22 protein-coding genes are annotated in these 24,622 nt (G+C 56.1%); 13 read left to right on the forward strand and 9 right to left on the reverse strand.

All coding sequences use genetic code 11. From position 1 onward, the window contains the following. Positions 1 to 4: 4 nt before the first annotated feature. Positions 5 to 598 (reverse strand): transcriptional regulator BetI, encoded by a 594-nt coding sequence (gene betI / locus NR201_RS10505; protein WP_122458331.1) that lies wholly within the window; start codon positions 596 to 598, stop codon positions 5 to 7. Positions 599 to 853: 255 nt separating this feature from the next. On the opposite strand from betI, the gene NR201_RS10510 reads away from it, so the two are divergent. The 4 genes from NR201_RS10510 (at position 854) to NR201_RS10525 (ending at position 5,688) form a co-directional block, all read left to right on the forward strand. Beyond that, entirely contained in the window at positions 854 to 2,884 is a 2,031-nt protein-coding gene (locus tag NR201_RS10510) for a choline transporter (protein ID WP_256849743.1), read from the forward strand. Positions 2,885 to 3,025: 141 nt separating this feature from the next. Continuing rightward, a complete protein-coding gene (locus NR201_RS10515) occupies positions 3,026 to 4,375 on the forward strand; it encodes an MFS transporter (protein WP_167423287.1) in 1,350 nt (449 codons plus the stop codon). Between the two features lie 147 nt (positions 4,376 to 4,522). Continuing rightward, the gene (locus NR201_RS10520; protein ID WP_010258758.1) at positions 4,523 to 4,735 is read left to right on the forward strand and encodes a DUF1272 domain-containing protein; all 213 of its coding nucleotides are present in this window, start codon (positions 4,523 to 4,525) and stop codon (positions 4,733 to 4,735) included. Between the two features lie 305 nt (positions 4,736 to 5,040). Continuing rightward, a complete protein-coding gene (locus NR201_RS10525) occupies positions 5,041 to 5,688 on the forward strand; it encodes a metallophosphoesterase (RefSeq protein WP_207253781.1) in 648 nt (215 codons plus the stop codon). A 1-nt stretch (position 5,689) separates the two neighbouring features. Here the strand turns inward: NR201_RS10525 and rsmF are convergent, their stop codons facing one another. The 3 genes from rsmF to yebS form a co-directional block, all read right to left on the reverse strand. Further along, a complete protein-coding gene (rsmF, locus tag NR201_RS10530) occupies positions 5,690 to 7,117 on the reverse strand; it encodes a 16S rRNA (cytosine(1407)-C(5))-methyltransferase RsmF (RefSeq protein ID WP_256849744.1) in 1,428 nt (475 codons plus the stop codon). Positions 7,118 to 7,279: 162 nt separating this feature from the next. Continuing rightward, entirely contained in the window at positions 7,280 to 9,913 is a 2,634-nt protein-coding gene (locus tag NR201_RS10535) for a PqiB family protein (RefSeq protein WP_010258767.1), read from the reverse strand. Beyond that, positions 9,882 to 11,126: a membrane integrity lipid transport subunit YebS gene (gene yebS, locus NR201_RS10540; RefSeq protein WP_022625536.1), complete on the reverse strand. Its 1,245-nt coding sequence runs from the start codon at positions 11,124 to 11,126 to the stop codon at positions 9,882 to 9,884. The genes NR201_RS10535 and yebS overlap by 32 nt, the downstream gene beginning before the upstream one ends. A gap of 214 nt (positions 11,127 to 11,340) precedes the next feature. On the opposite strand from yebS, the gene NR201_RS10545 reads away from it, so the two are divergent. From NR201_RS10545 to htpX, 4 genes are all read left to right on the forward strand, one after another. Beyond that, positions 11,341 to 11,841 carry a GAF domain-containing protein gene (locus tag NR201_RS10545; RefSeq protein WP_010258773.1) on the forward strand — a complete coding sequence of 167 codons (501 nt, stop codon included), beginning with the start codon at positions 11,341 to 11,343 and terminating at the stop codon, positions 11,839 to 11,841. Positions 11,842 to 11,937: 96 nt separating this feature from the next. Beyond that, positions 11,938 to 12,639: an RNA chaperone ProQ gene (proQ, locus tag NR201_RS10550; RefSeq protein WP_010258776.1), complete on the forward strand. Its 702-nt coding sequence runs from the start codon at positions 11,938 to 11,940 to the stop codon at positions 12,637 to 12,639. A 19-nt stretch (positions 12,640 to 12,658) separates the two neighbouring features. Then, complete coding sequence (gene prc / locus NR201_RS10555) at positions 12,659 to 14,698, forward strand: carboxy terminal-processing peptidase (protein WP_010670770.1); 2,040 nt, start codon at positions 12,659 to 12,661, stop codon at positions 14,696 to 14,698. A 244-nt stretch (positions 14,699 to 14,942) separates the two neighbouring features. Then, positions 14,943 to 15,824: a protease HtpX gene (gene htpX / locus NR201_RS10560; RefSeq protein WP_003852678.1), complete on the forward strand. Its 882-nt coding sequence runs from the start codon at positions 14,943 to 14,945 to the stop codon at positions 15,822 to 15,824. A gap of 586 nt (positions 15,825 to 16,410) precedes the next feature. Here htpX and NR201_RS10565 read toward each other — a convergent pair. After that, the gene (locus NR201_RS10565; protein ID WP_061901379.1) at positions 16,411 to 17,781 is read right to left on the reverse strand and encodes an MFS transporter; all 1,371 of its coding nucleotides are present in this window, start codon (positions 17,779 to 17,781) and stop codon (positions 16,411 to 16,413) included. 187 nt (positions 17,782 to 17,968) lie between these two features. Here NR201_RS10565 and kdgR point away from each other — a divergent pair, with 187 nt between their 5' ends. Further along, on the forward strand, positions 17,969 to 18,760 hold the full coding sequence (gene kdgR, locus NR201_RS10570; protein ID WP_010670769.1) for a DNA-binding transcriptional regulator KdgR: 792 nt from the start codon (positions 17,969 to 17,971) through the stop codon (positions 18,758 to 18,760). Between the two features lie 30 nt (positions 18,761 to 18,790). On the opposite strand, the gene NR201_RS10575 is transcribed toward kdgR, so the two are convergent. Further along, entirely contained in the window at positions 18,791 to 19,027 is a 237-nt protein-coding gene (locus NR201_RS10575; protein ID WP_010258788.1) for a YobH family protein, read from the reverse strand. 212 nt (positions 19,028 to 19,239) lie between these two features. On the opposite strand from NR201_RS10575, the gene NR201_RS10580 reads away from it, so the two are divergent. From NR201_RS10580 to rlmA, 4 genes are all read left to right on the forward strand, one after another. Further along, positions 19,240 to 19,512 carry a YebO family protein gene (locus NR201_RS10580; protein ID WP_010258793.1) on the forward strand — a complete coding sequence of 91 codons (273 nt, stop codon included), beginning with the start codon at positions 19,240 to 19,242 and terminating at the stop codon, positions 19,510 to 19,512. A gap of 18 nt (positions 19,513 to 19,530) precedes the next feature. Continuing rightward, positions 19,531 to 20,541, forward strand: a complete 1,011-nt coding sequence (locus NR201_RS10585; protein WP_256849745.1) for an MBL fold metallo-hydrolase — start codon at positions 19,531 to 19,533, stop codon at positions 20,539 to 20,541. A gap of 656 nt (positions 20,542 to 21,197) precedes the next feature. Beyond that, positions 21,198 to 21,407, forward strand: coding sequence for a transcription antiterminator/RNA stability regulator CspE (cspE, locus tag NR201_RS10590; protein WP_003852684.1), 210 nt, complete (start codon positions 21,198 to 21,200; stop codon positions 21,405 to 21,407). 137 nt (positions 21,408 to 21,544) lie between these two features. Further along, entirely contained in the window at positions 21,545 to 22,354 is an 810-nt protein-coding gene (rlmA, locus tag NR201_RS10595) for a 23S rRNA (guanine(745)-N(1))-methyltransferase (RefSeq protein WP_256849746.1), read from the forward strand. Here the strand turns inward: rlmA and NR201_RS10600 are convergent. The 3 genes from NR201_RS10600 to NR201_RS10610 form a co-directional block, all read right to left on the reverse strand. Further along, on the reverse strand, positions 22,351 to 22,809 hold the full coding sequence (locus tag NR201_RS10600; RefSeq protein WP_022625541.1) for a DUF986 family protein: 459 nt from the start codon (positions 22,807 to 22,809) through the stop codon (positions 22,351 to 22,353). The two genes, rlmA and NR201_RS10600, sit on opposite strands and share 4 nt — an antisense overlap. Positions 22,810 to 22,900: 91 nt before the next feature. Next, positions 22,901 to 23,746, reverse strand: a complete 846-nt coding sequence (locus tag NR201_RS10605) for a PTS mannose transporter subunit IID (RefSeq protein ID WP_031591381.1) — start codon at positions 23,744 to 23,746, stop codon at positions 22,901 to 22,903. A 15-nt stretch (positions 23,747 to 23,761) separates the two neighbouring features. Beyond that, on the reverse strand, positions 23,762 to 24,562 hold the full coding sequence (locus NR201_RS10610) for a PTS mannose/fructose/sorbose transporter subunit IIC (RefSeq protein WP_033772844.1): 801 nt from the start codon (positions 24,560 to 24,562) through the stop codon (positions 23,762 to 23,764). Positions 24,563 to 24,622: the final 60 nt, after the last annotated feature.

The following is a 24,622-nucleotide window of genomic DNA, read 5'->3' on the forward strand; positions in this document are numbered from 1 at the left end:
TCCGTTATTCGTGCTCGCCAGCCAGTTGCTGACGGATGAATTGGGTGGTCAGTGTGAGGGCGATGACCGGATTAAATGGCTTACCGCTCAGCGCGGCACGCAGCCACAGACCATCTATCAGGGCAGCCAGCCCATGTGCGGCCAGACGTGCCTTCTCCAGCGGCAGTTCACGCCGGAATTCGACCACCAGCGTTGAGTAGAGCCGCCGGCTGCTGACCCGCTCCAGGCGATTAAGCTGGGGCTGATGCATGCTGCTCGACCAGAAGTCGAGCCAGGCTTTCATCACTGCCGTGTGCACCTGGGTATCATCAAAATTCCCCTCAACGACGGCACACAACCGCTGTTCTGCAGAGGCACCGGCCAGCGGTTCTAACCGCGACAGTACCGCCTCCCGCAGTTGACGCGTCACATCACGCATCGTGGCTTCCAGTAAGCCGTTCTTATCCTTGAAATAGTGACTGATGATGCCGGTGGATACCCCCGCCCGACGGGCGATCTGGGCGATAGTGGCATCATTAATCCCCACTTCATTAATCGTGCTCAGGGTCGCATCAATCAGTTGCCGACGACGTATCGGCTGCATCCCTACCTTTGGCATAGCTCCAGCTCCACCCTCAAATCGAGCCCCTATTTAAACTTTTTTTGATTGCACGTTCAATATAAAAAGAAACTTTGTTAGGATGCTGTTCTTTAAATGTAGCGAAAGCGAAACGGCAATGAGTGCTAAAATAGGCTGGTTTGCCTGAGCGATTAACAGGAAGTGACAGAACGAAACAGGGCCGCACGGCCGGAAAGCCGTGGACGGCAAGACTTATCCATTGCGTATTTTCAGGACATTAACCAGAGGTAACCGATGAATAATCCACCTGCCAGTGAAAAAGACAGACTCAATCCCGTTGTATTTTATACCTCTGCCGGATTGATTCTGACGTTTTCACTCGTGACGATTCTCTACAGTGAACTGGCCGCGAGCTGGATCCTCAAGGCGGTAAACTGGGTTTCCGCCACCTTCGGCTGGTACTACATGCTGGCTGCCACGCTCTATATTGTTTTTGTGCTCTATATGGCCTGCTCGCGCTTTGGTTCGATTAAGCTCGGGCCGGAGCACTCCAAACCCGAGTTCAGCGTCCTTAGCTGGTCCGCCATGCTGTTCGCCGCCGGGATCGGCATCGACCTGATGTTCTTCTCGGTCGCCGAGCCGGTGACGCAGTATATGCAGCCGCCGGAGGGGGCAGGGCAGACGATGGAAGCGGCCCGCCAGGCGATGGTCTGGACGCTGTTCCACTACGGACTGACCGGCTGGTCAATGTATGCGTTGATGGGCATCGCGCTGGGCTACTTCAGCTATCGCTATAACCTGCCGCTCACCATCCGTTCCGCGCTCTATCCTATCTTTGGTAAACGCATCTATGGCCCGATTGGCCACACCGTAGATATCGCCGCCGTGGTCGGCACCATCTTTGGTATCGCCACCACGCTCGGCATCGGGGTCGTGCAGCTTAACTATGGCCTCAAAGTGCTGTTTGATATCCCGGAAGGCCTGACCGCGCAGGCCGCGCTGATTGTCCTCTCCGTGGTGATCGCCACCATTTCTGTCACGTCGGGCGTCGATAAAGGGATCCGTATTCTCTCTGAGCTGAACGTGGTGATGGCGCTGGGCCTGATTCTGTTTGTGCTGTTCTTCGGCAACACCGAGTTCCTGCTGAATGCGCTGGTGCTGAACGTCGGGGATTACATCAATCGCTTCATGGGCATGACGCTCAATACCTTTGCCTTTGATCGTCCGACCCAGTGGATGAACAGCTGGACGCTCTTCTTCTGGGCGTGGTGGGTGGCCTGGTCGCCATTCGTCGGCCTGTTCCTGGCGCGTATTTCGCGCGGTCGTACCATCCGCGAGTTCGTGCTGGGCACGCTGATTATTCCGTTCACTTTTACGCTGTTGTGGCTGTCAGTGTTCGGTAATGCCGCGCTGTATCAGATCATCCACGGCAATACGGAGTTTGCGCAGGAAGTGATGAACCATGCGGAGCGCGGCTTCTACAGCCTGCTGGCGCAGTATCCGGCGTTTAAACTCAGCGCCTCGGTTGCGACGATCACCGGTATGCTGTTCTACGTCACCTCGGCGGATTCCGGCTCGCTGGTGCTGGGTAACTTCACCTCGCGACTGAAAGATATCAACAGTGATGCACCGAACTGGCTGCGTATCTTCTGGTCTGTGGCGATTGGGGTACTGACCCTGAGCATGCTGATGACCAACGGTATCACTGCCTTGCAGAACACCACGGTGATCATGGGGCTGCCGTTCAGCTTTGTTATCTTCTTTGTCATGGCGGGGCTGTTTAAATCCCTGAAGATTGAAGATCACCGTCGGGCCAGCGCCACGCGCGACACCGCGCCCTATCTGGCTCATGCGACCGATCGCCTGACCTGGAAGAAGCGTCTGTCGCGCCTGATGAACTACCCTGGCTCGCGTTATACCCAGCAAATGATGGAAAAAACCATCTATCCGGCGATGCAGGAAGTGGCGAAAGAGCTGGAGCTGCGGGATGGCCGGGTCACGCTTGAGAGCGTTGAGGCGGATGAAAGCAACCCGATTGGCTATCTGGATCTGCGCGTCCATCTGGGCGAGGAGCAGGACTTTATCTATCAGGTCTGGCCGCAGCAATATTCGATTCCGGGCTTTACCTATCGCGCCCGCAGCGGTAAGTCGACCTACTACCGGCTGGAAACCTTCCTGATGGAAGGCAGCCAGGGTAATGACTTAATGGATTACAGCAAAGAGCAGGTGATCATCGACATACTGGATCAGTATGAGCGACACCTGAACTTCATCCATCTCAACCGTGAAGCGCCGGGCAGCAACATCAGCTTCCCAAGCGCTTAAATCAGGGCCCGTCAGTGAGCAATTGCTGGCGGGCTTTTTTTTCGCTACCGTCGTCATGAACAACACCGCTTCACCTGCCGAAATCGACTATCTTTAGGGCTTTGCTGGCCTGATGCCTGAAAAGCGTAGACAGGGAGTCATATGGGAAAAATATTCAGTACGTTTCTGCCGCTCTATACCACTACGCTTCTGATGCTGCTGGGTTCAGGTTTACTGACTACCTACGTCTCGTTACGGCTGGCCAGTGAGCAGGTTAATGGTGCGCTGATCGGCGCGATTATTGCGGCCAACTACATCGGGCTGGTGATTGGCGGCAAAGTGGGGCACAACCTGATTGCCCGCGTCGGCCATATCCGTGCCTACGTGGCCTGTGCCGGGATCATTACCGCCTCGGTTGTAGGTCACGGGCTGACGGACTTTATTCCGCTGTGGGTCTTTCTGCGTCTGATTATCGGGCTCTGCATGATGTGCCAGTACATGGTGCTGGAGAGCTGGCTCAACGATCAGGCGGAATCTTCCCAGCGCGGCATGATTTTCGGCCTCTATATGGTCGCCACCTACCTTGGACTCAGTGGCGGACAGGTGATACTGAGCCTGCAATCGGGGTTTGGGGTGAGCACGCTGCTGATTGTGGCGCTCTGTTTCGCGCTCTGTCTGGTGCCGATTGCACTGACCACCCGCACTCACGTCCGGCCCATGACACCGGCGCCGATGGAGCTGGGCTATTTTATCCGCACTATTCCCAAACTGCTCGGCACCACCCTGGTGACCGGCATGGCGATTGGCGCGTTCTATGGCCTGGCACCGGTTTATGGCAGCAGCAAAGGCTTCACCACCAGCCAGACCGGTTATTTTATGAGTCTCACGATTTTTGCCGGGCTGGTGTCGCAGTTTCCGCTAAGCTGGCTCTCTGATCGCTACGACCGCCAGCGGCTGTTATTCATTATTGCCATGCTCTTTGCCGTGGCCTGCGTGCCGCTGGTGGTACTGCCGCATCTGACCTTCCACTGGATGATTGGCATCGCCTTTGCCGCCAGCATGATGCAGTTTGCGCTCTATCCGTTGCAGGTGGCGCTGGCCAACGATCAGGTCGCCGCCGATCGCCGTGTCTCGTTAACCGCCTGTCTGCTGATGGCGTTTGGTATTGGCGCCAGTATCGGCCCGCTGGTGGTCGGTGCGCTAATGCAGCCGCTGGGCAGCAATATGCTCTATCTCTTCTTTATGCTCTGTGCGCTGGTGATTGGCGGATTGAGTTATGTGCGTGCGCCGGGTCCGCTTCCGACGACCGAAGTACCGTTGCCGCATGTGGTGATGCCTGACAGTCTGGCGACCTCGCCACTGGGTGCCGCGCTGATCCCGACGCTGGAAGAGGAGGTGATTCATGCGTCGATGGGCGGTCAGGAGCCGGAAGAGGAGAGTGCTGAGTTCGATGACACAGCTGACGAAGAGGATTTGCCCGATGACCTTCCTGATGATCAGCGGCACAAATAGCAGCGGCAAAGCAGGATGCCGTTCGCCGCTGGCTGTACCGTTAAAGCAGGATGTCCGGATCTGACACACTCTTGTCCGGTTGCTGGCTCGACATTGGGGTCAGCAACCGCGAAGCTGGCGCATACCGCTTTTTTAAGGAGTCACACCATGCTGGAACTTCGCCCCAATTGTGAACGCTGCGACGTTGATCTTCCGCCATCTTCTCTGGCGGCACGCATCTGCTCGTTTGAATGCACGTTCTGCGCTGACTGTGCTGAGCATCTCACTCATCTTTGCCCTAACTGCGGCGGTGAGCTGGTACGCCGCCCGGTGCGTCCGGCAGAGAAACTGCAGAAATATCCGGCTAAAATGCGTAGCTGATCCCAAATGACTACAGATATGGTGGGGGCAGAATAGCCTGGCGCGCCTGATCGCATTATGATGTATTTCGTCCCTGACAGAGCTACCACCTTTACTGAGTGCCGGAGATAAGCGCCGGGAGGGACGCACCTTTCACCTCTCTTTAATCGCCTGGCCCGACCTCATTGCTCCCTTGTTCCCTTGTTCCCTTGCACCCTTTCAGCCAGCCTCCTTTGCATTCTGCTTTCCAGCGCGTCATGCCAGTAGAGTGTTAGCCCTGACTATACTCAGAAGATGTTTTCAGCAGACAAAGGCCGGGTGCAGCGATGTATTACCAATCCCTGAATGGCGCAGCGTGGCGACGGATCTGGGTGGTCGGCGATCTGCATGGCTGCCGCCGCGAACTGGATGCGCTGTTGCAGCAGCATCAGTTTGACCCGCAGCAGGACTTACTGATTTCGGTGGGTGACATCATCGATCGCGGTCCCGACAGCCTGGGTTGTCTGGCGCTGCTGGAGGAGCCCTGGTTTCGCTGCGTGCGGGGGAATCATGAGGAGATGGCGCTTTCAGCACTACAGGGGCAGGAAATGGCGCTCTGGCAGATGAACGGTGGCGACTGGTTCTTTCGGCTGCGTGGTGCAGCGTTGATTGCGGCGCGTCACGCGTTGCAGCGTTGCCGTGAGCTGCCGCTGATTCTCCATCTGCAACTCGAAGAGCGAATTATTGTGATTGCTCATGCTGATTATCCGGCCCGGGAATATGCGTTGAATAAGCCACTCGACTGGCAGCAGGTGGTCTGGAGCCGTCAGCGGCTGGAGGCGATGGAGTCTGGCGAACGGGAGGGCATCCGTGGCGCAGACGCCTTTTACTTCGGACACACGCCGCTGAAACAGCCGCTGACGATTGCCAATCTGCATTACATCGATACCGGCGCAGTGTTTGGCAATCATCTGACGATGGTGCAAATAAAGTGACTCAGCGAAACAGGCGTCCGTCGCGCACCAGCTCCCGCGGATAGCTGTTCTTGATACGGCTGCCGACTTTTTTAGCCAGCCCCAGCGGCTGCTGCTGATAAGTGACAATCATCTCATTACGGGTAGGTTCCGTTTCCGGGTAGATATCCCGGCCGCGATACCACTCTTCCGCCTCTGCTGCGGTGAGCTCAAAAGTCTGCGCCGCATCGGGTTTTGCCAGCGCAATCACCGCTTCATGCTGCCAGCGATAGCCTTTAGCAAAGGTTTCTGCCAGCTTCAGGCCGATGCGCGAGAACCGCACTTTGCCCAGCAGCGGAGTAACGGCCTTCGGGAACAGCCAGATCTCTTTATCACGCTGCCACAGCTCCAGCGACGCATCCCATTTAAGAGAGATAGCGGCGGCGGCCTGGGCTATCTCACTTTCCAGCTTGCGGCTGAGGTGGGAGAAGGGCAGTTTACCCACTTTGTAGCCCGGCAGCGGTAAGGGCTCGACCGACGCGGTTTTACGCAGCCGCGCAACGAAAAAGCCTTCGCTGTCGAACATCTGCGGGAAGACATGCAGATAGCCCTCGGGCGTCGCGGCCTGTCGGGCACCCTCAAACAGCCCATCGAGCGCTACAACCTCAACAGCGTCCGGATAGCGCTCCAGCAGCCAGACAATGACCTGCTGATTCTCAATCTGATTCAGGGTGCAGGTGGAGTAAACCAGCGTGCCGCCGGGTTTGAGGGCGTGGAAGGCGCTGTCGAGCAGATCGCGCTGGGTCGCGGCGATCTCGTGCGTACTTGCCAGCGACCAGTTTTTCAGCGCATCAGCATCTTTGCGAATCACCCCTTCGCCGGAGCAGGGGGCGTCGAGCAGGATGGCGTCGAACTGTTCCGGCAGGGCTGGCCCGAAGACCCGCGCGTCAAAGTGCGTTATGGCACTGTTGCTGACGCCGCAGCGGCTGATATTGGCGTGCAATACTTTTACCCGGCTGGAGGAGAATTCGTTAGCCAGGATAACGCCCTGATTGCCCATCCGCGCAGCAATCTGGGTCGTTTTAGAACCCGGTGCCGCCGCCATATCCATCACGGCGCTGACCTCTGACTGAGCATCAAACAGCGCGGTCACCGGCAGCATGGAGCTGGCCTCCTGAATGTAGAACAGGCCACTGAGATGCTCAGCCACGCTGCCCAGCGGCAGGCTCTCATCTTCCCGACTGATCCAGAATCCCTCTTCGCACCACGGCACCGGCGTCAGCTGCCAGTCATAACCCGCGGTCTGACTCAGAAAGTCAGCCACGCTGATTTTCAGGGTATTGACGCGAATACTGCGGCGCAGGGGTTGCTGACTGTAGGCAATAAATTGCGCGAGGCTCGCCTCATCGGGCAGGCTCTGGCGAATTAACGAGAGAAAATCGGCGGGGAAAAGCGAAGAAGCATCTGACACGGGCACATTCCAGTTAAGGCAAAGGCGGCAGTGTACCATGAGGAAAGGAAACGGGCAGCCAGGCTGCCCGTTTGAGGGAGTGAATAAGGCGTATGATCTCTGAGCCGGTGCTGACTTTAAACGCCTAAAAGGGCAGAGCAGTCTGCCCGTTTGAGATAGCGTTTAGCGCGGAGACGGGATCGCCGTTCCCCAGTTACGCCAATCTTTCGGTGCTTCATCCTGCAGCAGGAAATGTTTATCCGGATTCGCCTGCGGCGCCAGCGGCACCGTCGGCGGCGTCGCAAACTGAATGCCACCGCGAATAAACTGCTGGAATGTCCCGGTTTTCACTACGCCACCCACCAGACCGAAGTCCAGGTTATAGCCGGATGCCAGCCAGAACACCGAGTTATTACGCACCAGATGCTGGTACTTCTTACTGATGCGCAGGGCGATCTGCACACGATCCGCCATATTACCCAGTGAAGTGCCGGTCACGGTACCCACTTCCACACCACGGAACAGCACCGGCGTACCCAGCGACAGTGAACCGGCCTCAGTGGCATCAACATAAATGTTCAGGCCATTAAGGTAGCGGGAGTCGGTAATGGTGCTCTCCTGCAGCTCAAACGTGCGCGCGGCGCCACCTTTACCGGGATCCACGTTGACGTAAGGCTGCAACAGGGTTTCCAGATGATTCACGCCGGTAGCGGAAATCTCCGGTGAGACCACCGAGAAACGGCTGCCGAGACGGGCGAAATCGTTGACATACTCCGGATAGAGTACCGCTTTCGCTACCACCTGATTGTTATCTTTGCTTAACGACAGTGACTCCACCTGGCCGACATTAATACCCAGGTAACGAATCGGCATTCCGGCAGAGAGCTTGCTGGCGTCATAGGTGTGCAGCGTAATCTGACTGCCCACTGCGCGGGCGGCGGTTTCAGACGGATAGAGGACGCGTTTGGCCCCTTTGGCCGACTGCGCACCACTCATATTGTCGAAACTAATCGCGCCTTTCAGCGCGCGGTTAAGCGGCGATGCCTGCACCGTCAGGCCGCTGCCGTTAAGGCTGACGCGTGCGCCACCCTCAGCCCAGAACACGCTTTCGCTGGTCAGCAGCTTGCGATACTCCGGCTGAATATGTACCGCAATATCAAAGGCGTCAGCGCGCGGCGTGACTTTGACAATCTCACCCACCTGAAATTTGCGGTAAAGCACGACAGAGCCGGCCTGCACGTCAGGCAGACTGTTGGCGGTCAGCATCAGCGTGGTAGAAGGGCCATCGCCGGTAATGCCTTCTTCCGCTTTTTCAGCATCGGCAAACAGCGGATAGGCACTTTTTGGCTCACCCTTTTTGCCCGGATCCAGCCGGATACCGCCATCCACCCATTCACGGGCGCTGGCACCTAATACCTGCATGCCATCAAGACCGAACTTCACATCCAGCCGACTGTTGACGATAAATTTGCTGTCGCCATGCACCAGATTGCGATTTTCAGGATTGACCGCCACCACGAAATTCACGCCATTTTCATCCAGCGTACGCGACATCACCTGACCAATCTGCATGCCGTGCAGCATCAGCGGCTGGCCCTGATCGATACCATAGCTCTCTGGCGCGCTGAGTTTTACCGTCAGTACATTGGGCTTCTGCAGCAGAGTCTCATTGGACGCCAGCACGGTGTAGTGCTGCTGCGGCTCGCCTTCGCCCGGCACCAGTTCCAGCGTGTTGCCGGTCAGCAGCGCGCTGAGGCTGGTATCCGTCAGGCTGATTTTCGGACTGTGCATCTCAATGCGGGTGCCGCTGCGCATCAGACCGACAACAGAGGGATCAATCGTCAGCTCGCCGGTGACCTTGCCGCCATCCTGCAGGTTCAGTTTGGTCAGCGTGCCGACTTCCAGTCCCTGATACATCAGCGGGGTGCTGCCCGCCTTGAGATTGTTGCCGTTAGGCAGATCCAGTGTGATCTGCACGCCGCGCTGACTATGTGCCAGATCGGGGTAGAGCCGGTAATTCTGCTCAGCTTTGGCCGTTTCCGCACCCTGTGGCGAGTCAAACGCGATCGCGCCATTGACCAGCGCCGCCAGACTCTCCAGCTGCACTTTAGCCCCGCTCAGGCTGACGTCAGCATTCATGCCTGACACATTCCAGAAACGGCTGTTGGTTTTCACCAGATTGATAAAGCGACGGTCAATCAGCACATCAATCGACACGCCATCGGATTTGCTGTTAATGCTGTAGTCATAGACCCGGCCAACCGGAATTTTGCGGTAATAGACCAGCGAGCCGGTGTTGAGCGAGCCGAGATCGGGCGCATGCAGATGGATCATCAATTCGCCGGTATTCACCCGATACTTGGGCTGCGTATCCAGCGCGGTGAACGACTCGCTGGGTTTACCTTTACCCGGCATCATCCCGATGTAGTTACCGCCGACCAGCGCATCCAGCCCCGACACACCCGCCAGGGAGGCTTTAGGCGTCACCAGCCAGAACTGCGTATCTTCACGCAGCGCATCGCGCATGTCGCTCTTTATGCTGGCTTTAATCTGAATGCTGCGATAATCATCACTGAGATTAATGCCCTGCACGGTGCCCACTTCCACGCCCTGATAGCGGATCGGGGTGCGACCCGGCACGATACCATCCGCCGTCTGGAAATTGATGGTGATGGTGGTGCCGCGCTCCTGATAATTGGTCCAGAGCAGCCAGCAGGCGATCAGCATCGCAATAATCGGCAGCAGCCAGAAGGGCGAAATTTTGCGCTTATTGCGCAGCGTTGCGTTAGTCGGTGTAGTCGGCGTTTCCTGTTGCATGTGCATCCCAGAGCAGGCGGCTGTCCAGCCACTCAACAGACATAATGGTCAGGATGACGGCCGCGCCAAAAAACAGCGCCGCCGGTCCCATGGTAAAAGCCAGCAGCTGATCACGGTTGACCAGCGACATGGTTAACGAAATGACAAACAGATCGAGCATTGACCAGCGGCCAACCCAGGTGACAAACCGCAGCAAGCGGATGCGGGTTCTCAGCCCCTGTTCACAGCGAAAATGAATGCTGAGCAGCAGCGTCAGCATCACCAGCACCTTGATAAACGGCACCAGAATACTGGCGATAAAAACAATTGCCGCCACCGGAATATTGCCTTCGCCCAGCCCCAGGATGCCGGAGAAGATGGTGTCCTCACGCCGTGAGCCATTAAGGTAGACCACGGAGATCGGCATCAGATTTGCGGGGATCAACAGCACAATCGATGCGATGAGCGCGGCCCAGGATTTCTGCAGGCTGTGGCGGCGTCGGAAGTCGAGCGGCGTGTGACAGCGCGGGCAGCGGCCCCGTTCATCGGGTATGCTGGTGTTGTGACAGTTCAGGCAGACCTGCATATCGTCACGGGCCATATTGCCTGGCGTCTGTGGGTAGAAATGCTCCCACAGCTGCTCCATATTCAGATGGATCAGTGTCAGCACGCTCAGCACCGTCAGGGCGATGTAAGCCGCCAGCCCGTAGCCAATCTCAAGCGAAGCATAGTCCTGCACTTTAATCGACGCCACGGCGATGCCGATCAGATAGATATCGAGCATCACCCACTCTTTCAGCTTCTCCAGCATCAGCAGCACGGGACGCAGGTTCATGCCCAGCCGGTGGCCGATACCGAGATAACAGATACCCGCCACCAGCGTCACCGGCGCGCCGATGGTGCAGAACGCCACCATTGAGGCCGTCAGTACATCACCCTGCTGGGTCATCTGGATGATGCCTTCCAGTACGCTGGCATTGATGCGCATGCCAAGCAGCCGGATATCTACCAGCGGCAGGGAGAAAGCAAAGGGCATTAACACAATCATGGTGGCGGCCATCGCCATAAGACGGGTCATCGGCCAGTCGCGACCACTGAGAATTTCGGCGTTACAGCGTGGGCAATGTGCCGACTGATGAGATTTCACATCCGGTAAGGAAAAAAGGGTATCGCATTGCGGGCAACGCTGATAACGTGCGTGAGGCAATGTCTGGCTGATAGCGTGAATTTTCATAGGGTGATGCAATCTTCGCTCTTCAGAAGTAACAGATATCGGTCATAAAGACATTGTCTGTGTGCCTGTCTCGGGCATCACGCTTCGATCCACAGAATGCTAAGGGTATAGCAACTAACGCTATGATTCACCTTGTGGCTCTGGATATTTAAAACTTATTTTTAACGAACGGTCTTCAATGCCCCGTTCAGATGTCATTGGTAACGGTTAAATAATGAACAAAACTGCCTTTTACGCCGATTTGAATCGCGATATGCGCGCCTTACTGGCGGGAGAAACGGCGTTCCTCGCCGCGATGGGAAACTTTAGCGCGCTGCTGTACGAACGTCTCGATGGCGTGAACTGGGCTGGTTTCTACCTGCTGACGGAAGCGGATACGCTGGTGCTGGGCCCGTTCCAGGGCAAAATCGCCTGTGTGCGCATTCCGGTCGGTAAAGGTGTGTGTGGCACGGCGCTGGCAGAAGAAAAAGTGCAACGCGTAGATGATGTGCATGCCTTCCCGGGCCACATCGCCTGTGACGCTGCCAGCAATGCTGAGATTGTGATTCCTCTGAAAGTGAATGGCACTGTGGTTGGGGTGCTGGACATCGACAGCGTGGCGTACAATCGCTTTGACAGCGACGACGAATCGGGGCTGGTCACACTGACTGATGGGCTTTGTGAAGTGCTTGCGAACAGCGACTTAGAAAAATATCTGCAGCTGACGCGCAGCTAATCGACTGGATCACATGGCATTTAGCGATGTTGTCATTATAATGTCGCCTGTTCATGCCTGCGCTGGTCGGCAAACCCGTTGTAATCAGGAAATTTCATGGAAAATCAACCTAAGTTGAATAGCAGTAAAGAAGTCATCACTTTTCTGGCGGAGCGCTTTCCGCACTGCTTTAGCGCTGAAGGTGAAGCGCGTCCGCTCAAAATCGGTATCTTTCAGGATCTGGTCGAGCGTGTTCAGGGCGAAATGGGTCTGAGCAAAACACAGCTGCGTTCCGCGCTGCGTCTCTATACGTCAAGCTGGCGTTATCTGTACGGCATCAAAGCCGGTGCTATCCGTGTCGATCTCGACGGTAACGCCTGTGGCGTGCTGGATGAGCAACACGTTGAGCATGCACGCAAGCAACTGGAAGAAGCGAAAGCACGCGTCCAGGCGCAGCGTGACCAGCAGCGCGCCGCGCGTCGTGAAGCAGGCGAAAGCGAAGAGGGCGCGGCACCGCGTCGTCCCCGCAAGCCCGCGGCACGTAAGCCTGCAGAAGGCGAAGCCGCGCGTAAACCGCGTCCGCAGACCACTGCACCGCGTGCGACCGCCTCACAGCATCGCAAGCCAGCCCCACGTCCGGAGCAGGAAGCCCGACCCATCACTGATACCTCAACTTTGCAACCCGGCCAGAGTATTAAAGTTAAAGCAGGCAAAAGTGCGATGGACGCTACCGTTCTGGAAGTATCAAAAGACGGCGTTCGGGTCCAGCTCGCTTCCGGCATGGCAATGATTGTGCGCGCAGAACACTTGCAGTTCTGAAACGGAGGCTAACCCCGGCATGAACACCCTTTTTAAAGTTGGACTTATTGCGGGCCTGCTATTAGCAGGCCCAACCTTCGGCGCGGAGAACATTACCCGTGCCGATCAGATTCCCCAGCTTCACGAAGATCCGCAGGATCCGACGGTCAGTGAGCGCGTAACCTCGCGCTTTACCCGTTCCCACTATCGCCAGTTCGACCTGGATCAGAACTTTTCAGCGAAAATTTTTGATCGCTATCTGAACATGCTCGACTACAGCCACAATGTGCTGCTGGCGTCAGATGTGGCGCAGTTTGCCAGCAAAAAAACCACCGTCGGCGATGAGCTGCGCAGTGGCAAGCTGGATCTCTTTTACGATATTTATAATCTGGCGCAGAAACGCCGTTTTGAGCGCTATCAATATGCGCTGACGGTGCTGGCTCGTCCGATGAATTTCAGCGGCAATGACACTATCGACATTGACCGCGCGAAAGCACCCTGGCCGAAAGATCAGTCTGAACTGAATGCGCTGTGGGATGCCAAGGTCAAATACGATCAGCTGAGTCTGAAGCTGGCGGGTAAAGATGATAACGAGATCCGCGACGTTCTGACCAAGCGTTACAACTTCGCTATCCGTCGTCTGGCCCAGAGCAACGGTGAAGATGTTTTCCAGCTGGTGATGAACGCTTTTGCCCGCGAAATCGATCCGCACACCAGCTATCTGTCGCCGCGTAACACCGAGCAGTTCAACACCGAGATGAGCCTGTCACTGGAAGGCATCGGTGCGGTTCTGCAGATGGATGACGACTATACGGTGATTAACTCGATGGTTGCAGGCGGCCCGGCCGCGAAAAGCAAAGCCATTACCGTTGGCGATCGCATCGTCGGTGTGGGTCAGCCAGGCAAGCCGATGGAAGATGTGATCGGCTGGCGTCTGGATGATGTCGTGGCAAAAATTAAAGGACCTAAGGGCAGCAAAGTGCGCCTGGAAGTTCTGCCAGCCGGTAAGGGTACTAAAACCCGTACTGTGACGCTGACGCGTGAGAAAATCCGTCTGGAAGATCGCGCGGTTAAATTGACCATCAAAAATGTCGGCAAGCAGAAAGTGGGCGTGCTCGATATTCCTGGTTTCTATGTCGGCCTCACCGACGACGTCAAAGTACAGCTGCAGAAACTGCAGAAACAGAACGTCGACAGTGTGGTAATCGATCTGCGTACTAACGGCGGCGGCGCGCTGACCGAAGCAGTCTCGCTTTCCGGTCTGTTTATTCCGAGTGGTCCGGTGGTTCAGGTACGCGACAACAATGGTCGGGTTCGTGAAGACAGCGATAACGACGGCGTTGTCTACTACAAAGGACCGCTGGTGGTGCTGGTCGATCGCTTCAGCGCCTCAGCTTCTGAGATCTTTGCTGCCGCGATGCAGGATTACGGTCGCGCGGTGATTGTTGGCGAGCCAACCTTTGGTAAAGGCACCGTTCAGCAGTATCGCTCTCTGAACCGCATCTACGATCAGATGCTGCGTCCGGAGTGGCCTGCGTTAGGCTCCGTTTCTTACACCATTCAGAAGTTCTATCGCATTAACGGCGGCAGTACTCAGCGTAAAGGCGTCACGCCGGATCTGCTGATGCCAACCGGCGTTGAAGCGGCTGAAACCGGTGAGAAATTTGAAGATAACGCACTGCCGTGGGACAGCATCAAAGCGGCGACCTATGTCAAAACCGGTGATGTGAAACCGCTGGTAGTGCAGCTGACTAAGCAGCATGCTGACCGCATTGCTCAGGATCGCGAGTTCCAGTACATCATGAAGGACATTGCCCGTTACAATGCCCTGAAAGATAAGCGCAACATCGTGTCGCTTAATCTCGCTCAGCGCGAGAAAGAGAACCACGAAGATGATGCGTCTCGTCTGGAGCGGATCAACGCGCGCTATCAGGCCGAAGGCAAAAAACCGCTGAAAAACCTGGATGAGTTGCCGAAAGATTATAAAGAGCCGGATCCGTATCTTGATGAGACGGTGAAGATCGCTAACGATCTTGCGCAGCTGGAGAAATCCCAGCCAGAGGCGCCAGCGGCTAAATAATCCGCTGTTGCCAGAACAAGCACCGCTCAGCGGTGCTTTTTTTTGTACTCAGAAAAGTTTCCAGTAAGCAATGATTAGTGCTGGTGAAGGTGCCTGAAGGCTGGGCTCCTCATCAGGCGTGTCAGAATGTAAAGTTATGTCTTTTTAGGCACTTAAACGTTAAGGTTGCTTGAAAAGCAGCCCAATGCCCATAGGATATGGATCCGCGTATAGGCGCGTGAACTACTGAGGAAGATTAACAAAAATGATGCGTATTGCTCTTTTCCTGATGACCAACCTGGCTGTGATGTTGGTATTCGGGCTGATTCTCAGCCTGACAGGGATCCAGTCAAGCAGTGTTCAGGGCCTGATGATCATGGCAGGCCTGTTTGGCTTCGGCGGTGCGTTTGTTTCACTGCTGATGTCGAAGTGGATGGCACTGCGATCGGTTGGCGGTGAAGTGATTGAACAGCCACGCAACGAAACCGAGCGCTGGCTGGTGGATACAATTGGCCGTCAGGCACAGCAGGCGGGTATTGCGATGCCACAGGTGGCGATCTATCACGCACCTGACATCAACGCCTTTGCGACTGGCGCACGGCGTAACGCCTCACTGGTTGCTGTCTCAACCGGTCTGCTGCAGAACATGAGCCGTGATGAAGCGGAAGCGGTGCTGGCACACGAAGTGTCACACATCGCCAACGGCGACATGATCACCATGACGCTGATCCAGGGTGTGGTGAACACCTTTGTGATTTTCGTTTCACGTATTCTGGCGCAGATCGCGGCGGGCTTTATGTCCGGCAACCGCGATGGTGAGGAGAGCAGCAACGGCAACCCGCTGGTCTACTTTGCGGTGTCGATGGTGCTGGAACTGGTGTTTGGTATTCTCGCCAGCATCATCACCATGTGGTTCTCGCGTCACCGTGAGTTCCATGCCGATGCCGGTTCAGCGAAGCTGGTAGGTCGTGAGAAGATGATTGCGGCGTTACAGCGCCTGAAAACCAGCTACGAACCGCAGGAGCCGAGCAGCATGATGGCGTTCTGTATCAACGGTAAAGGCAAATCGTTTAGCGAGCTGTTTATGTCGCATCCGCCGTTAGATAAGCGTATTGAAGCACTGCGCAGCGGTCAGTATCTGAAGTAGCGTTAAGCAGAGCAAAAAAGGCGACCCTGGGTCTAATGCTGGTCAGTTAAGATTAGATTTGTAAAGGCTGTCACGGTCAAACGTGGCAGCTTTTTTTATGGGCGAACGAGCCTCAGTGCGGGCCAGCGCACCTCTGCTGCTGCCGGGCCGTCCTCGCGCCGCTCACGCGGTACCTTCGGCTTTAGACGTCGTGCCGACGAACCGTTCGGGAATCGGCCCTCCCTGGCCTACCGTCACGCCTCAGTGCTGCGGATAGCCCTTTTAGCAGCAGCGGCGCTCAGGCTTCCACTTTCGTGCCCTTTCTGACAATACACACTGAAGTTTCAGAGCAGGCTGGGGCCGGGCAGGGGCAGGCAATCCGCAGCGCTGAACAGAATGAGTCTGCCAGGAGAGCCCGCAGGATGCGGGCGAAAGGCGGGGCGGCACAGGATGTGCCATCCCCGGCGGTCCGTCAGGCAGAGGAATGACGTGAAGGAACTGCGCAGCGGCGCGAGGACCGCCAGCCCCTGCACGGTGCCAGACTGCGTTATCACCTGTCGCTTAACTGACTGGCATTAACCCTGTGTCGCCTTTTCTGTTTCTGCCATCAGGCGCGGGTCTGCGTCATCCGTGACACACTGACCAGCGCGGCCACGGCGGCAAAGCTGCCCGCCAGCAGCAGCGAAGCGTGCGTCCCGCGTTCATCAAACAGATTAAACATCAGCGCGACCAGCGCGGCACCCATACTCTGGCCCAGCAGGCGCGCGGTGCCCAGCATGCCGCTGGCGCCGCCGCTGCGATGACGCGGAGCGGAAGTGACAATAGTGTGGTTGTTGGGTGACTGAAACAGCCCAAAACCGGCACCGCAGAGCATCATGCGCCAGATTATATCGCCATCACCCGGGTTAGCCGGAAGCCAGGCGAGCAGAAACAGCCCCAGTGCGAATATGGCCAGCCCGATGCCGCCCAGCAGCCCGGCATGCACCCGTTCAATCAGCCGGCCGGCAATCGGCGCAAACACCATGGTTGCCAGCGGCCAGGGCGTCAGCAGTAAACCGGTTGCCACCTCATCACGCTGCAGGACGTTTTGCAGAAAGAAGGGCAGCGACACCATCGCCAGCATCTGCGCGCAGAACGAACAGACCGACGTTCCCATCGACAGGCTGAAAATCGGGATACGCAGCAGATCAACCGGCAGCAGCGGCACCGCCATGTTTAACTGACGACGAATAAAGAACCAGCCCACAACCAGCAGAGCAATGACCTCCGACAGCACCAGCAGATGACTCTGTCCCTGTGCAAACCCGCTCAGCGCAGAGATGATCAGACCAAAGAACAGGGCGTTCATGATCGCGCTGGGAACATCAAATTTCTGCGCCGTCGCTTTCTGCGGATTATCAGGCAGCGTGCGCAGCGCCAGCCAGAGCGCAATGGCACCCAGCGGGACGTTAATCAGAAACAGCCACTTCCAGCTTGCCACCGAAAGAATCGCTGCGGCGACCGTCGGGCCTGCCGCGGTTGAAACCGCCACGACCAGCGAGTTGATCGCCATGCCGCGTCCCAGATGACGCTGCGGATAGATAATGCGTATCAGCGCGGTATTCACACTCATCAGTGCTGCACCTCCTAATCCCTGCAGCACGCGGGCGAAAGTCAGCATGGTCAGGGTGGTGGAGAAGGCGCAGAACAGCGAAGTGGCAATAAACAGCGCCAGGCCCGCCTGATAGACGCGACGATAACCCAGCATGTCGCCCAGAAAGGAGAGCGACAGCAGCGAGACGATAATCGCAATCTGATAGGCGTTCACTATCCAGATCGACTGCGCCGGGCTGGCATTCAGTTCGCGCGAGATAGTGGGCAGGGCGACATTGGCTATCGCGCCATCCAGCACTGCCATGGTCAGACCCAGCGCGATGGTGACGATTGCCATATAGCGCTGACGCGCGGGTAATCCATCCTGAGGAGGAGAGAGTGTCATAAGTTAATTACTAAAGAGGGTGAATATCATCATGCTAATGAAATTAACGCTGAAATACAGCGATCGGACGGAGAAAAAACTGTCTTTAAATATGACGTAATGGTTAAAGCATTGCTGCCTTCGTATGCCTCACTCTATACTGACAGTCCGTTCCATTTTTTTTGAAACAGGTTTAACAAGGTGCGCGATGTCCTCTGCTGAAAATGATAAACAGCCCGATTCCGTCTCTTCGGTACTTAAAGTGTTCGGCATTCTGCAGGCGCTGGGTGAAGAGCGCGATCACGGTATTACTGAGCTCGCGCAGCGCGTGATGATGTCAAAAAGCACCGTTTACCGTTTCCTGCAGACCATGAAGTCGCTGGGTTATGTCACGCAGGAAGGTGAGAGCGAGAAGTACTCACTGACACTGAAGCTGTTTGAACTGGGCGCAAAAGCGCTGCAGAACGTCGATTTAATCCGCAGTGCGGATGTGCAGATGCGTGAGCTTTCGCGTCTGACCAAAGAGACCATTCACCTGGGGGCGCTGGAAGAGGACAGTATTGTCTACATCCACAAAATCGACTCCCTCTACAACCTGCGTATGTATTCGCGCATTGGCCGTCGTAATCCGCTGCATACCACCGCGATTGGGAAAGTTCTGCTCGCCTGGCGCGATCGCAGCGAGGTTGAGGAGATCCTGCGGGATGTCGAATTCAAACGGAGCACGGCCAATACGCTGTTAAGCGCGGAGGCGTTGATTACGGCGCTGGATCAGGTAAGAACGCAGGGCTATGGTGAAGATAACGAAGAGCAGGAAGAGGGTTTACGCTGCCTCGCTGTGCCGGTATTTGACCGTTTTGGCGTGGTGATTGCGGGACTGAGCATCTCTTTTCCTACCATTCGCTTTTCAGAAGATGCCCGCCAGGATTACGTGGCCATGCTGCATCGGGCGGCGCGCACGCTCTCCTCAGAGATGGGCTATCACGACTATCCGTTCTGAAAACAGCGGGCCATGTGGCCCGCTGTTTTGTTAATTATCGATCACTTCTCCGCTTTTCTTCAGCAACGGACAATCAGTCACGCCCACCACGCCACTGTCAGTATGCAGATACTGCGCACTGATCACACCGCGAGCGGTCAGATAGCTGCACTGCAGGCCAAGGCCGGCTGCATTTTTAGTACTGCCGGTTAATACGCCATAGCCGGTAAACAGCATCGCCAGCCAGATCACCGCCAGCAAGCCTACCGTACGAATAAACAGTTTCATTATGTCTCCTTGTGAAAGATAACTCAGCGCTCCACCTGGTGCCGCCGGTTATGATGATATCAGCATGCCTCGCTTTTCTGGTGGGATCGATCAGAGATAACTGAAACGGCAAATTCTGCATTGATGTTAACCCCATTATCTTTTGCGATGGCGACAGGTAGAATGGGCGGTTGCCATGTTCTGGCGTTTCCACTGAGTTTTACGAGGCAGTTATGAATGAGTTAGCCGCAAATTCGGGCCCACTGGTCAGCTATGGCTTGCTGGTCATTATTTTGATTGTGGCGTTTATCGCCTGGTTCTTTGTCAACCGCGCCAGCGTGCGCGCCGGTGAGCAAATCCGCTTACTGGAATCTTTGCTGGAAGAGCAGAAGAAACAGAATCAGCTGCTGCGCCGTCTGATTGAAATGCAGCCAGGGGCAGAGAGTAAAAAAACCGATGACGATCGCGAGAAACGCGACTTTATCCGGTTGATTCCGGAACGATAATCACAGCAGAGAGGCGGGATGGTCTGGAAAAATCCTTGGTATGACAGCAGCAAAGCGCATCACACGCCCGAGGGATTCTGCAATCCTGAACCGGAACGGCGCAAGCCGGGCGATCTGCAGCGCTGGCGCAGGGAGCGCAAATCACAGGGGCTGCCGCTGCCACCGCAGCAGGGCTACAGGGCTTTCACCGAACAGTGGTGGCAGCACGCTGATATCAGCGGCAGTGACGATCGCATCTGGTGGCTGGGACATGCCGCCGTGCTGCTGCGACTGAACCAGCAATATATCCTGATCGATCCCGCACTCTCGTCACGCGCCTCGCCACTCTCTTTTGCCGGGCCGCAGCGAAAAACGCCAGCACCGCTTAGCATCGCTGATCTGCCGCGTCTGGATGTCGTGCTTATTTCACATAACCATTACGATCATCTTGATCGGCCGACGGTTAAAGCGATCGTCCGGCGTTTTCCGCAGGCGACCTTCATTGTGCCGCTGGGCCTGGAAAAATGGTGCAGGGCGCGGGGCGTGAAACAGGTCCATCAGCTCGACTGGTGGCAACAGTTTACTGTCGGCGACCTCTGTTTTGATGCGGTGCCGGCACGTCACTGGAGTATGCGAACGCCGCGCGATCGAAACCGTTCGCTCTGGTGCGGCTGGGTCGTGCGTTCTGCCTCCATGCGCTTCTGGTTCTCGGGCGACAGCGGCTACAGCGATAGCCTGCCGGAGATTGCGGCCCGACTCGGCCCGTTCAGCCTGGCGGCTTTGCCGATTGGCGCTTATGCACCTGAATGGTTCATGGCGGGCCAACATATGAATCCCGATCAGGCGGTGGCGCTGTGGCAGGCAGCAGGCAGGCCACTGACGCTGCCCATCCACTGGGGCGTGTTCGAACTGGCCGATGAGTCGCTTGATGCACCACCCAAAGAACTGGCGGATGCGCTGCTGCGGGCAAACGAGCAAAAGGGCGGTTTCGCACCGTGGCGAATAGGCGAAAGCCGCGGGCTGAATAAGGATACCCAGGAATTATCCTAAAACATCAGAGTTAAAACAAAAGCCCGTTTTTATTATCTGATATCAATTTTTCAAATCAAAAGTTAAATTCTTAATAAGTAAAATCGGGCTCAATGCTTTTATTTGGAGCAGGACGACTGTCTGGCTCCTGCTTTTGGTGCAAAAAAAGTGTTATCTGTACGAAATAAAAGGCGCTGTACAGGATTGAAGCCGGATTATTGATATTTTCAACTTTTCGCGCTTCGCTTATTCATTCTGTTATTGCCATATTTGTGAAATATTAATTTCTTATGGTATCCATTGGGTTAGACCCGGCAACAGAGGCCGGAGAGGGGTCTGGCCGGAGAGCGTGCTTAATTTGCATCGGCATTTGTAAGCGCCACAGAACAGGCAATGTGAGCCTTCTGGCAATTATGTGCGCAGGCTGGCTGAGGCCCTTAAAAATGGCTTGCCATTGTTTTTAGGATATGTGATAACAAATCCTGAGTTAAACGAGGTACAGTTCTGTTTATGCATGGCATCTTCTGTAAAGAAGTCTGTAAAGAAGAACGAGTAAAGACGTTGACGTTGAATACCGCTTCCTTGCCGAACCTTAATTAGTGCCTCATGCAGTAATGTCTCTGGTTTTTCTGTACGACAGCCTTCGGGCTAAATAAACATCTAAAGGAATTTGCAAAATGGCAAAGATTAAAGGTCAGGTTAAGTGGTTCAACGAGTCTAAAGGTTTTGGTTTTATCACCCCTGCTGACGGTAGCAAAGATGTGTTCGTACACTTCTCCGCTATTCAGGGCAATGGTTTCAAAACCCTGGCTGAAGGCCAGAGCGTTGAGTTCGAAATTCAGGACGGCCAGAAAGGCCCGGCAGCCGTTAACGTTACGGCTATCTGATTCAACTCCGCCTCGGTGCATTGCACCCTGACATGAAATCTCAAAGCCCTGGCTTCTCAGCCGGGGCTTTCTTTATGCTTCCGATGCGTAAACGTTAAGGTTACACTGCGCCGCGTTATCTGATGCCGGAGCACCCTATGTCCCTGATTTGCCCTCTTTGTCACTCTCCTCTCGCCTTTACTGCGCGCAGCTGGTGCTGCGAGAATCGCCATCAGTTTGACCAGGCGAAAGAAGGGTATGTCAATCTGCTGCCCGTTCAGCATAAACGGTCACGTGAACCGGGTGACAGTGCAGAGATGATGCAGGCACGACGCGAATTTCTTGAGGCAGGCTACTACCAGCCGCTGCGTGATCGGGTCGTCAGCCTGCTTGCGCCCGCGCTGAGCCAGCCGGAGTGCAAAATCCTGGATATCGGCTGTGGCGAAGGTTACTACACCGCCGCACTGGCTGACGCAGCAGGCGAGGCCGGGCAGGTCTATGGACTGGATGTCGCCAGAATGGCGATCCGGCTGGCAGCAAAGCGCTATCCGGCGGTGCGCTTCTGCGTCGCTTCCAGCCAGCGCTTACCCTTTGCCGATCACGCCCTGGATGCGGTTGTCCGAATCTACGCACCCTGCAATGAAGCGGAACTGACGCGCGTGCTGAAGCCGGGTGGCCTGGTACTGACCGTGACTCCGGGCCCGCATCATCTGCAGCAGTTCAAGGCGCTGATTTACCGCGAAGTGCAGTTGCATGTGCCGGAGCAGAAAGCGTATCCCGGATTCCGCCAGGTGGCGCAGCATGCGCTGCGTTACCCGATGGCATTAACCGGCGCAGCCGCGACGACCCTGCTTCAGATGACGCCGTTCGCCTGGCGGGCGCGTGAAGAGGTCTGGCAGACCCTGCAGCAGAGCGAGCAGTTCAGCTGCGACGCCGACTTTACCCTGACTGTGTGGCAGCGCGACTAGCGCGCCTCGACCAGGGTGTTATAGATGCGCTCCAGATCGTCGAGTTGCTGTACCGCGATCAGCAGCCGACGCTGTTCCAGCTGAATCACCAGAATGCCATCCTCAGAGAGATTCATACCCTGAATTCGCCGGTAATCGATCCAGACACCGGCGTAAAACAACCCCTCACTTTTCATCAGCAGCGTTGGCTTTCGCAGCCAGAATAGCCAGAACGCCAGAAAACTCAGCACCATCAGCAGTGAGGTGGTGAGCTGCGGGCCGTGATGGCTGACGTTGTTCCACAGCAGGATCAGCAGCAGGCCGATGAAAATCAGGCTATCCAGCTTATGCTGCCTGCGCAGCGCAACCCGTAAGCGGGTCGGGCCGTGGCGACGCGGCAGAATCGCCTCATGATAAATGGCAAACCCCATCAGGGCGGCAATACAACACGCAATCAGCGCGTCGGTTAATGACATCACATCTACCTCAAACAGGGTGAGCTCAGCCGGTTGTGGCTCAGCTCACCACGCTTAAAAGCCGGGAGCACAGGCTCCCGGCCGGGTGAAATTACAGACCGAGCAGGCCGATCCAGTAACCAAAGATACCGATAGCAAAGAAGCCAACGATAATCCACAGCGCGTTCACTTTACGGCGTAACAGCCACATACAGCCAAAGGTCAGCAGCAGCGGCACCACGCCCGGCATCAGCTGATCGAGGATCGACTGTACGGTGGTGACGGTGGTTTTACCGGTCGAGTCGGTAATACGTGACACCACCAGCGGGATGTTAACGTGTGTCCACTTGTTGACCAGCGCCCCCATGACAAACAGGCCGAGTATCGACGCGCCCTCCGTGAGTTTCTGCAGGAAACCGCCGCCCATATCACTGACGATATCTATCCCTTTGCGATAGCCATAGGCCACGCCGTAGTAGCGGGTCAGCAGACGTGCCAGGTTAAACAGCACAAAGAAGAGCAGCGGACCCAGCAGACTGCCACTCATGGCGATACCGGCTCCCAGCGCGGCAAACACCGGGCGCACCGTACCCCAGAAGATCGGGTCGCCAACACCGGCCAGCGGTCCCATCAGGCCGACTTTAAGGCCGTTAATCGCGCCATCGTCGATCGGTGCGCCGTTAGCACGCTGCTCTTCCATCGCCATAGTCACGCCCAGAACCGGCGCGGCCACATAAGGATGGGTATTAAAGAACTCCAGATGACGCTTGATCGCCTGCTTACGCTCATCATTGTTCTCAGGATAGAGACGGCGGATCACCGGCACCATTGAGAAGCAGAAGCCCAGCGCCTGCATGCGTTCAAAGTTCCATGAACCCTGGAACAGATTAGAGCGCAGAAAGACGGCGCGAACATCACCGGGTGTCAGTTTCTTTTCGACTTTCGTAATATCAACCATGTGCTCACCTGTTCCTTAATCGAGTTCGTTATCAAGATCGTTTGCGGTCGCAGCACCTGTTGGTGCTCCCGCCACACGGTTGTATTTCGGGCTGAGCTGAATGTAGAGCACCGCCATGACCACGCCAATGACGCCCAGCGCCACCAGGTTAAAGTTGGTGAAGGCGGCGGTGACGAAGCCCAGGTAAAAGAACGGCATCAGGTAGCCTGCGCGCATCATGTTGATGACCATCGCATAACCGACCACCACAATCATGCCACCGGCGATATTCAGGCCGTTGGTCACCACGTCCGGAATAGAGCTGAGTAAGGCGTGAACCGCACTGGTGCCGACCGAAATCGCCACAATCAGCGCCGGGATGGCGATACGCATCGCCTGTAACAGCAGGGCAGAGACGTGGATCCAGGAGATGGCCGTAAGGTTGCCTTTCTCTGCGGCTTTGTCAGCCGCATGCTGGAAGGCGACGGTCAGCGTACGCACGATAATGGTCAGTACCTGTCCGGCGGCGGCCAGCGGAATCGCCAGCGCAATACCGGCACCCACACTTTGACCGCCAGCGATAACCAGGATGGTCGAGATAATGGAGGCGAGGGCGGCATCAGGCGCAACGGCGGCACCGATGTTCATCCAGCCCAGCGCAATCATCTCCAGCGTACCGCCGATAATAATGCCGGTTTTCATATCACCCAGCACCATACCAATCAGGGTACAGGCCACCAGGGGACGGTGAAACTGGAACTCATCCAGAATCGACCCCATACCGGCAATACAGGCGACAATAAAAATCAAAACAATTTGTAGCGAGGTTATTTCCATCATACTTCTTGTCCTCAGCAGGATAACCAGGAGCCCGGAAACGCAGGCGCATAAGTGCTT

The sequence above is a fragment of the Pantoea sp. Fr-CA_6 genome (genome assembly GCF_024520895.1).
GTDB lineage: Bacteria > Pseudomonadota > Gammaproteobacteria > Enterobacterales > Enterobacteriaceae > Pantoea > Pantoea agglomerans.

Bases quoted from the DNA above. Each gene is read 5' to 3' on its own strand.
- prc (WP_010670770.1), top strand. From the start codon at position 12,659: ATGAACACCCTTTTTAAAGTTGGACTTATTGCGGGCCTGCTATTAGCA.
- NR201_RS10520 (WP_010258758.1), top strand. From the start codon at position 4,523: ATGCTGGAACTTCGCCCCAATTGTGAACGCTGCGACGTTGATCTTCCG.
- NR201_RS10600 (WP_022625541.1), bottom strand. From the start codon at position 22,809: ATGTCATTAACCGACGCGCTGATTGCGTGTTGTATTGCCGCCCTGATG.
- proQ (WP_010258776.1), top strand. From the start codon at position 11,938: ATGGAAAATCAACCTAAGTTGAATAGCAGTAAAGAAGTCATCACTTTT.
- NR201_RS10515 (WP_167423287.1), top strand. From the start codon at position 3,026: ATGGGAAAAATATTCAGTACGTTTCTGCCGCTCTATACCACTACGCTT.
- htpX (WP_003852678.1), top strand. From the start codon at position 14,943: ATGATGCGTATTGCTCTTTTCCTGATGACCAACCTGGCTGTGATGTTG.
- NR201_RS10585 (WP_256849745.1), top strand. From the start codon at position 19,531: ATGGTCTGGAAAAATCCTTGGTATGACAGCAGCAAAGCGCATCACACG.
- NR201_RS10580 (WP_010258793.1), top strand. From the start codon at position 19,240: ATGAATGAGTTAGCCGCAAATTCGGGCCCACTGGTCAGCTATGGCTTG.
- betI (WP_122458331.1), bottom strand. From the start codon at position 598: ATGCCAAAGGTAGGGATGCAGCCGATACGTCGTCGGCAACTGATTGAT.
- NR201_RS10575 (WP_010258788.1), bottom strand. From the start codon at position 19,027: ATGAAACTGTTTATTCGTACGGTAGGCTTGCTGGCGGTGATCTGGCTG.
- rlmA (WP_256849746.1), top strand. From the start codon at position 21,545: ATGTCCCTGATTTGCCCTCTTTGTCACTCTCCTCTCGCCTTTACTGCG.
- NR201_RS10605 (WP_031591381.1), bottom strand. From the start codon at position 23,746: ATGGTTGATATTACGAAAGTCGAAAAGAAACTGACACCCGGTGATGTT.
- kdgR (WP_010670769.1), top strand. From the start codon at position 17,969: ATGTCCTCTGCTGAAAATGATAAACAGCCCGATTCCGTCTCTTCGGTA.
- NR201_RS10545 (WP_010258773.1), top strand. From the start codon at position 11,341: ATGAACAAAACTGCCTTTTACGCCGATTTGAATCGCGATATGCGCGCC.
- cspE (WP_003852684.1), top strand. From the start codon at position 21,198: ATGGCAAAGATTAAAGGTCAGGTTAAGTGGTTCAACGAGTCTAAAGGT.
- NR201_RS10510 (WP_256849743.1), top strand. From the start codon at position 854: ATGAATAATCCACCTGCCAGTGAAAAAGACAGACTCAATCCCGTTGTA.
- NR201_RS10535 (WP_010258767.1), bottom strand. From the start codon at position 9,913: ATGCAACAGGAAACGCCGACTACACCGACTAACGCAACGCTGCGCAAT.
- NR201_RS10525 (WP_207253781.1), top strand. From the start codon at position 5,041: ATGTATTACCAATCCCTGAATGGCGCAGCGTGGCGACGGATCTGGGTG.
- NR201_RS10565 (WP_061901379.1), bottom strand. From the start codon at position 17,781: ATGACACTCTCTCCTCCTCAGGATGGATTACCCGCGCGTCAGCGCTAT.
- NR201_RS10610 (WP_033772844.1), bottom strand. From the start codon at position 24,562: ATGGAAATAACCTCGCTACAAATTGTTTTGATTTTTATTGTCGCCTGT.
- yebS (WP_022625536.1), bottom strand. From the start codon at position 11,126: ATGAAAATTCACGCTATCAGCCAGACATTGCCTCACGCACGTTATCAG.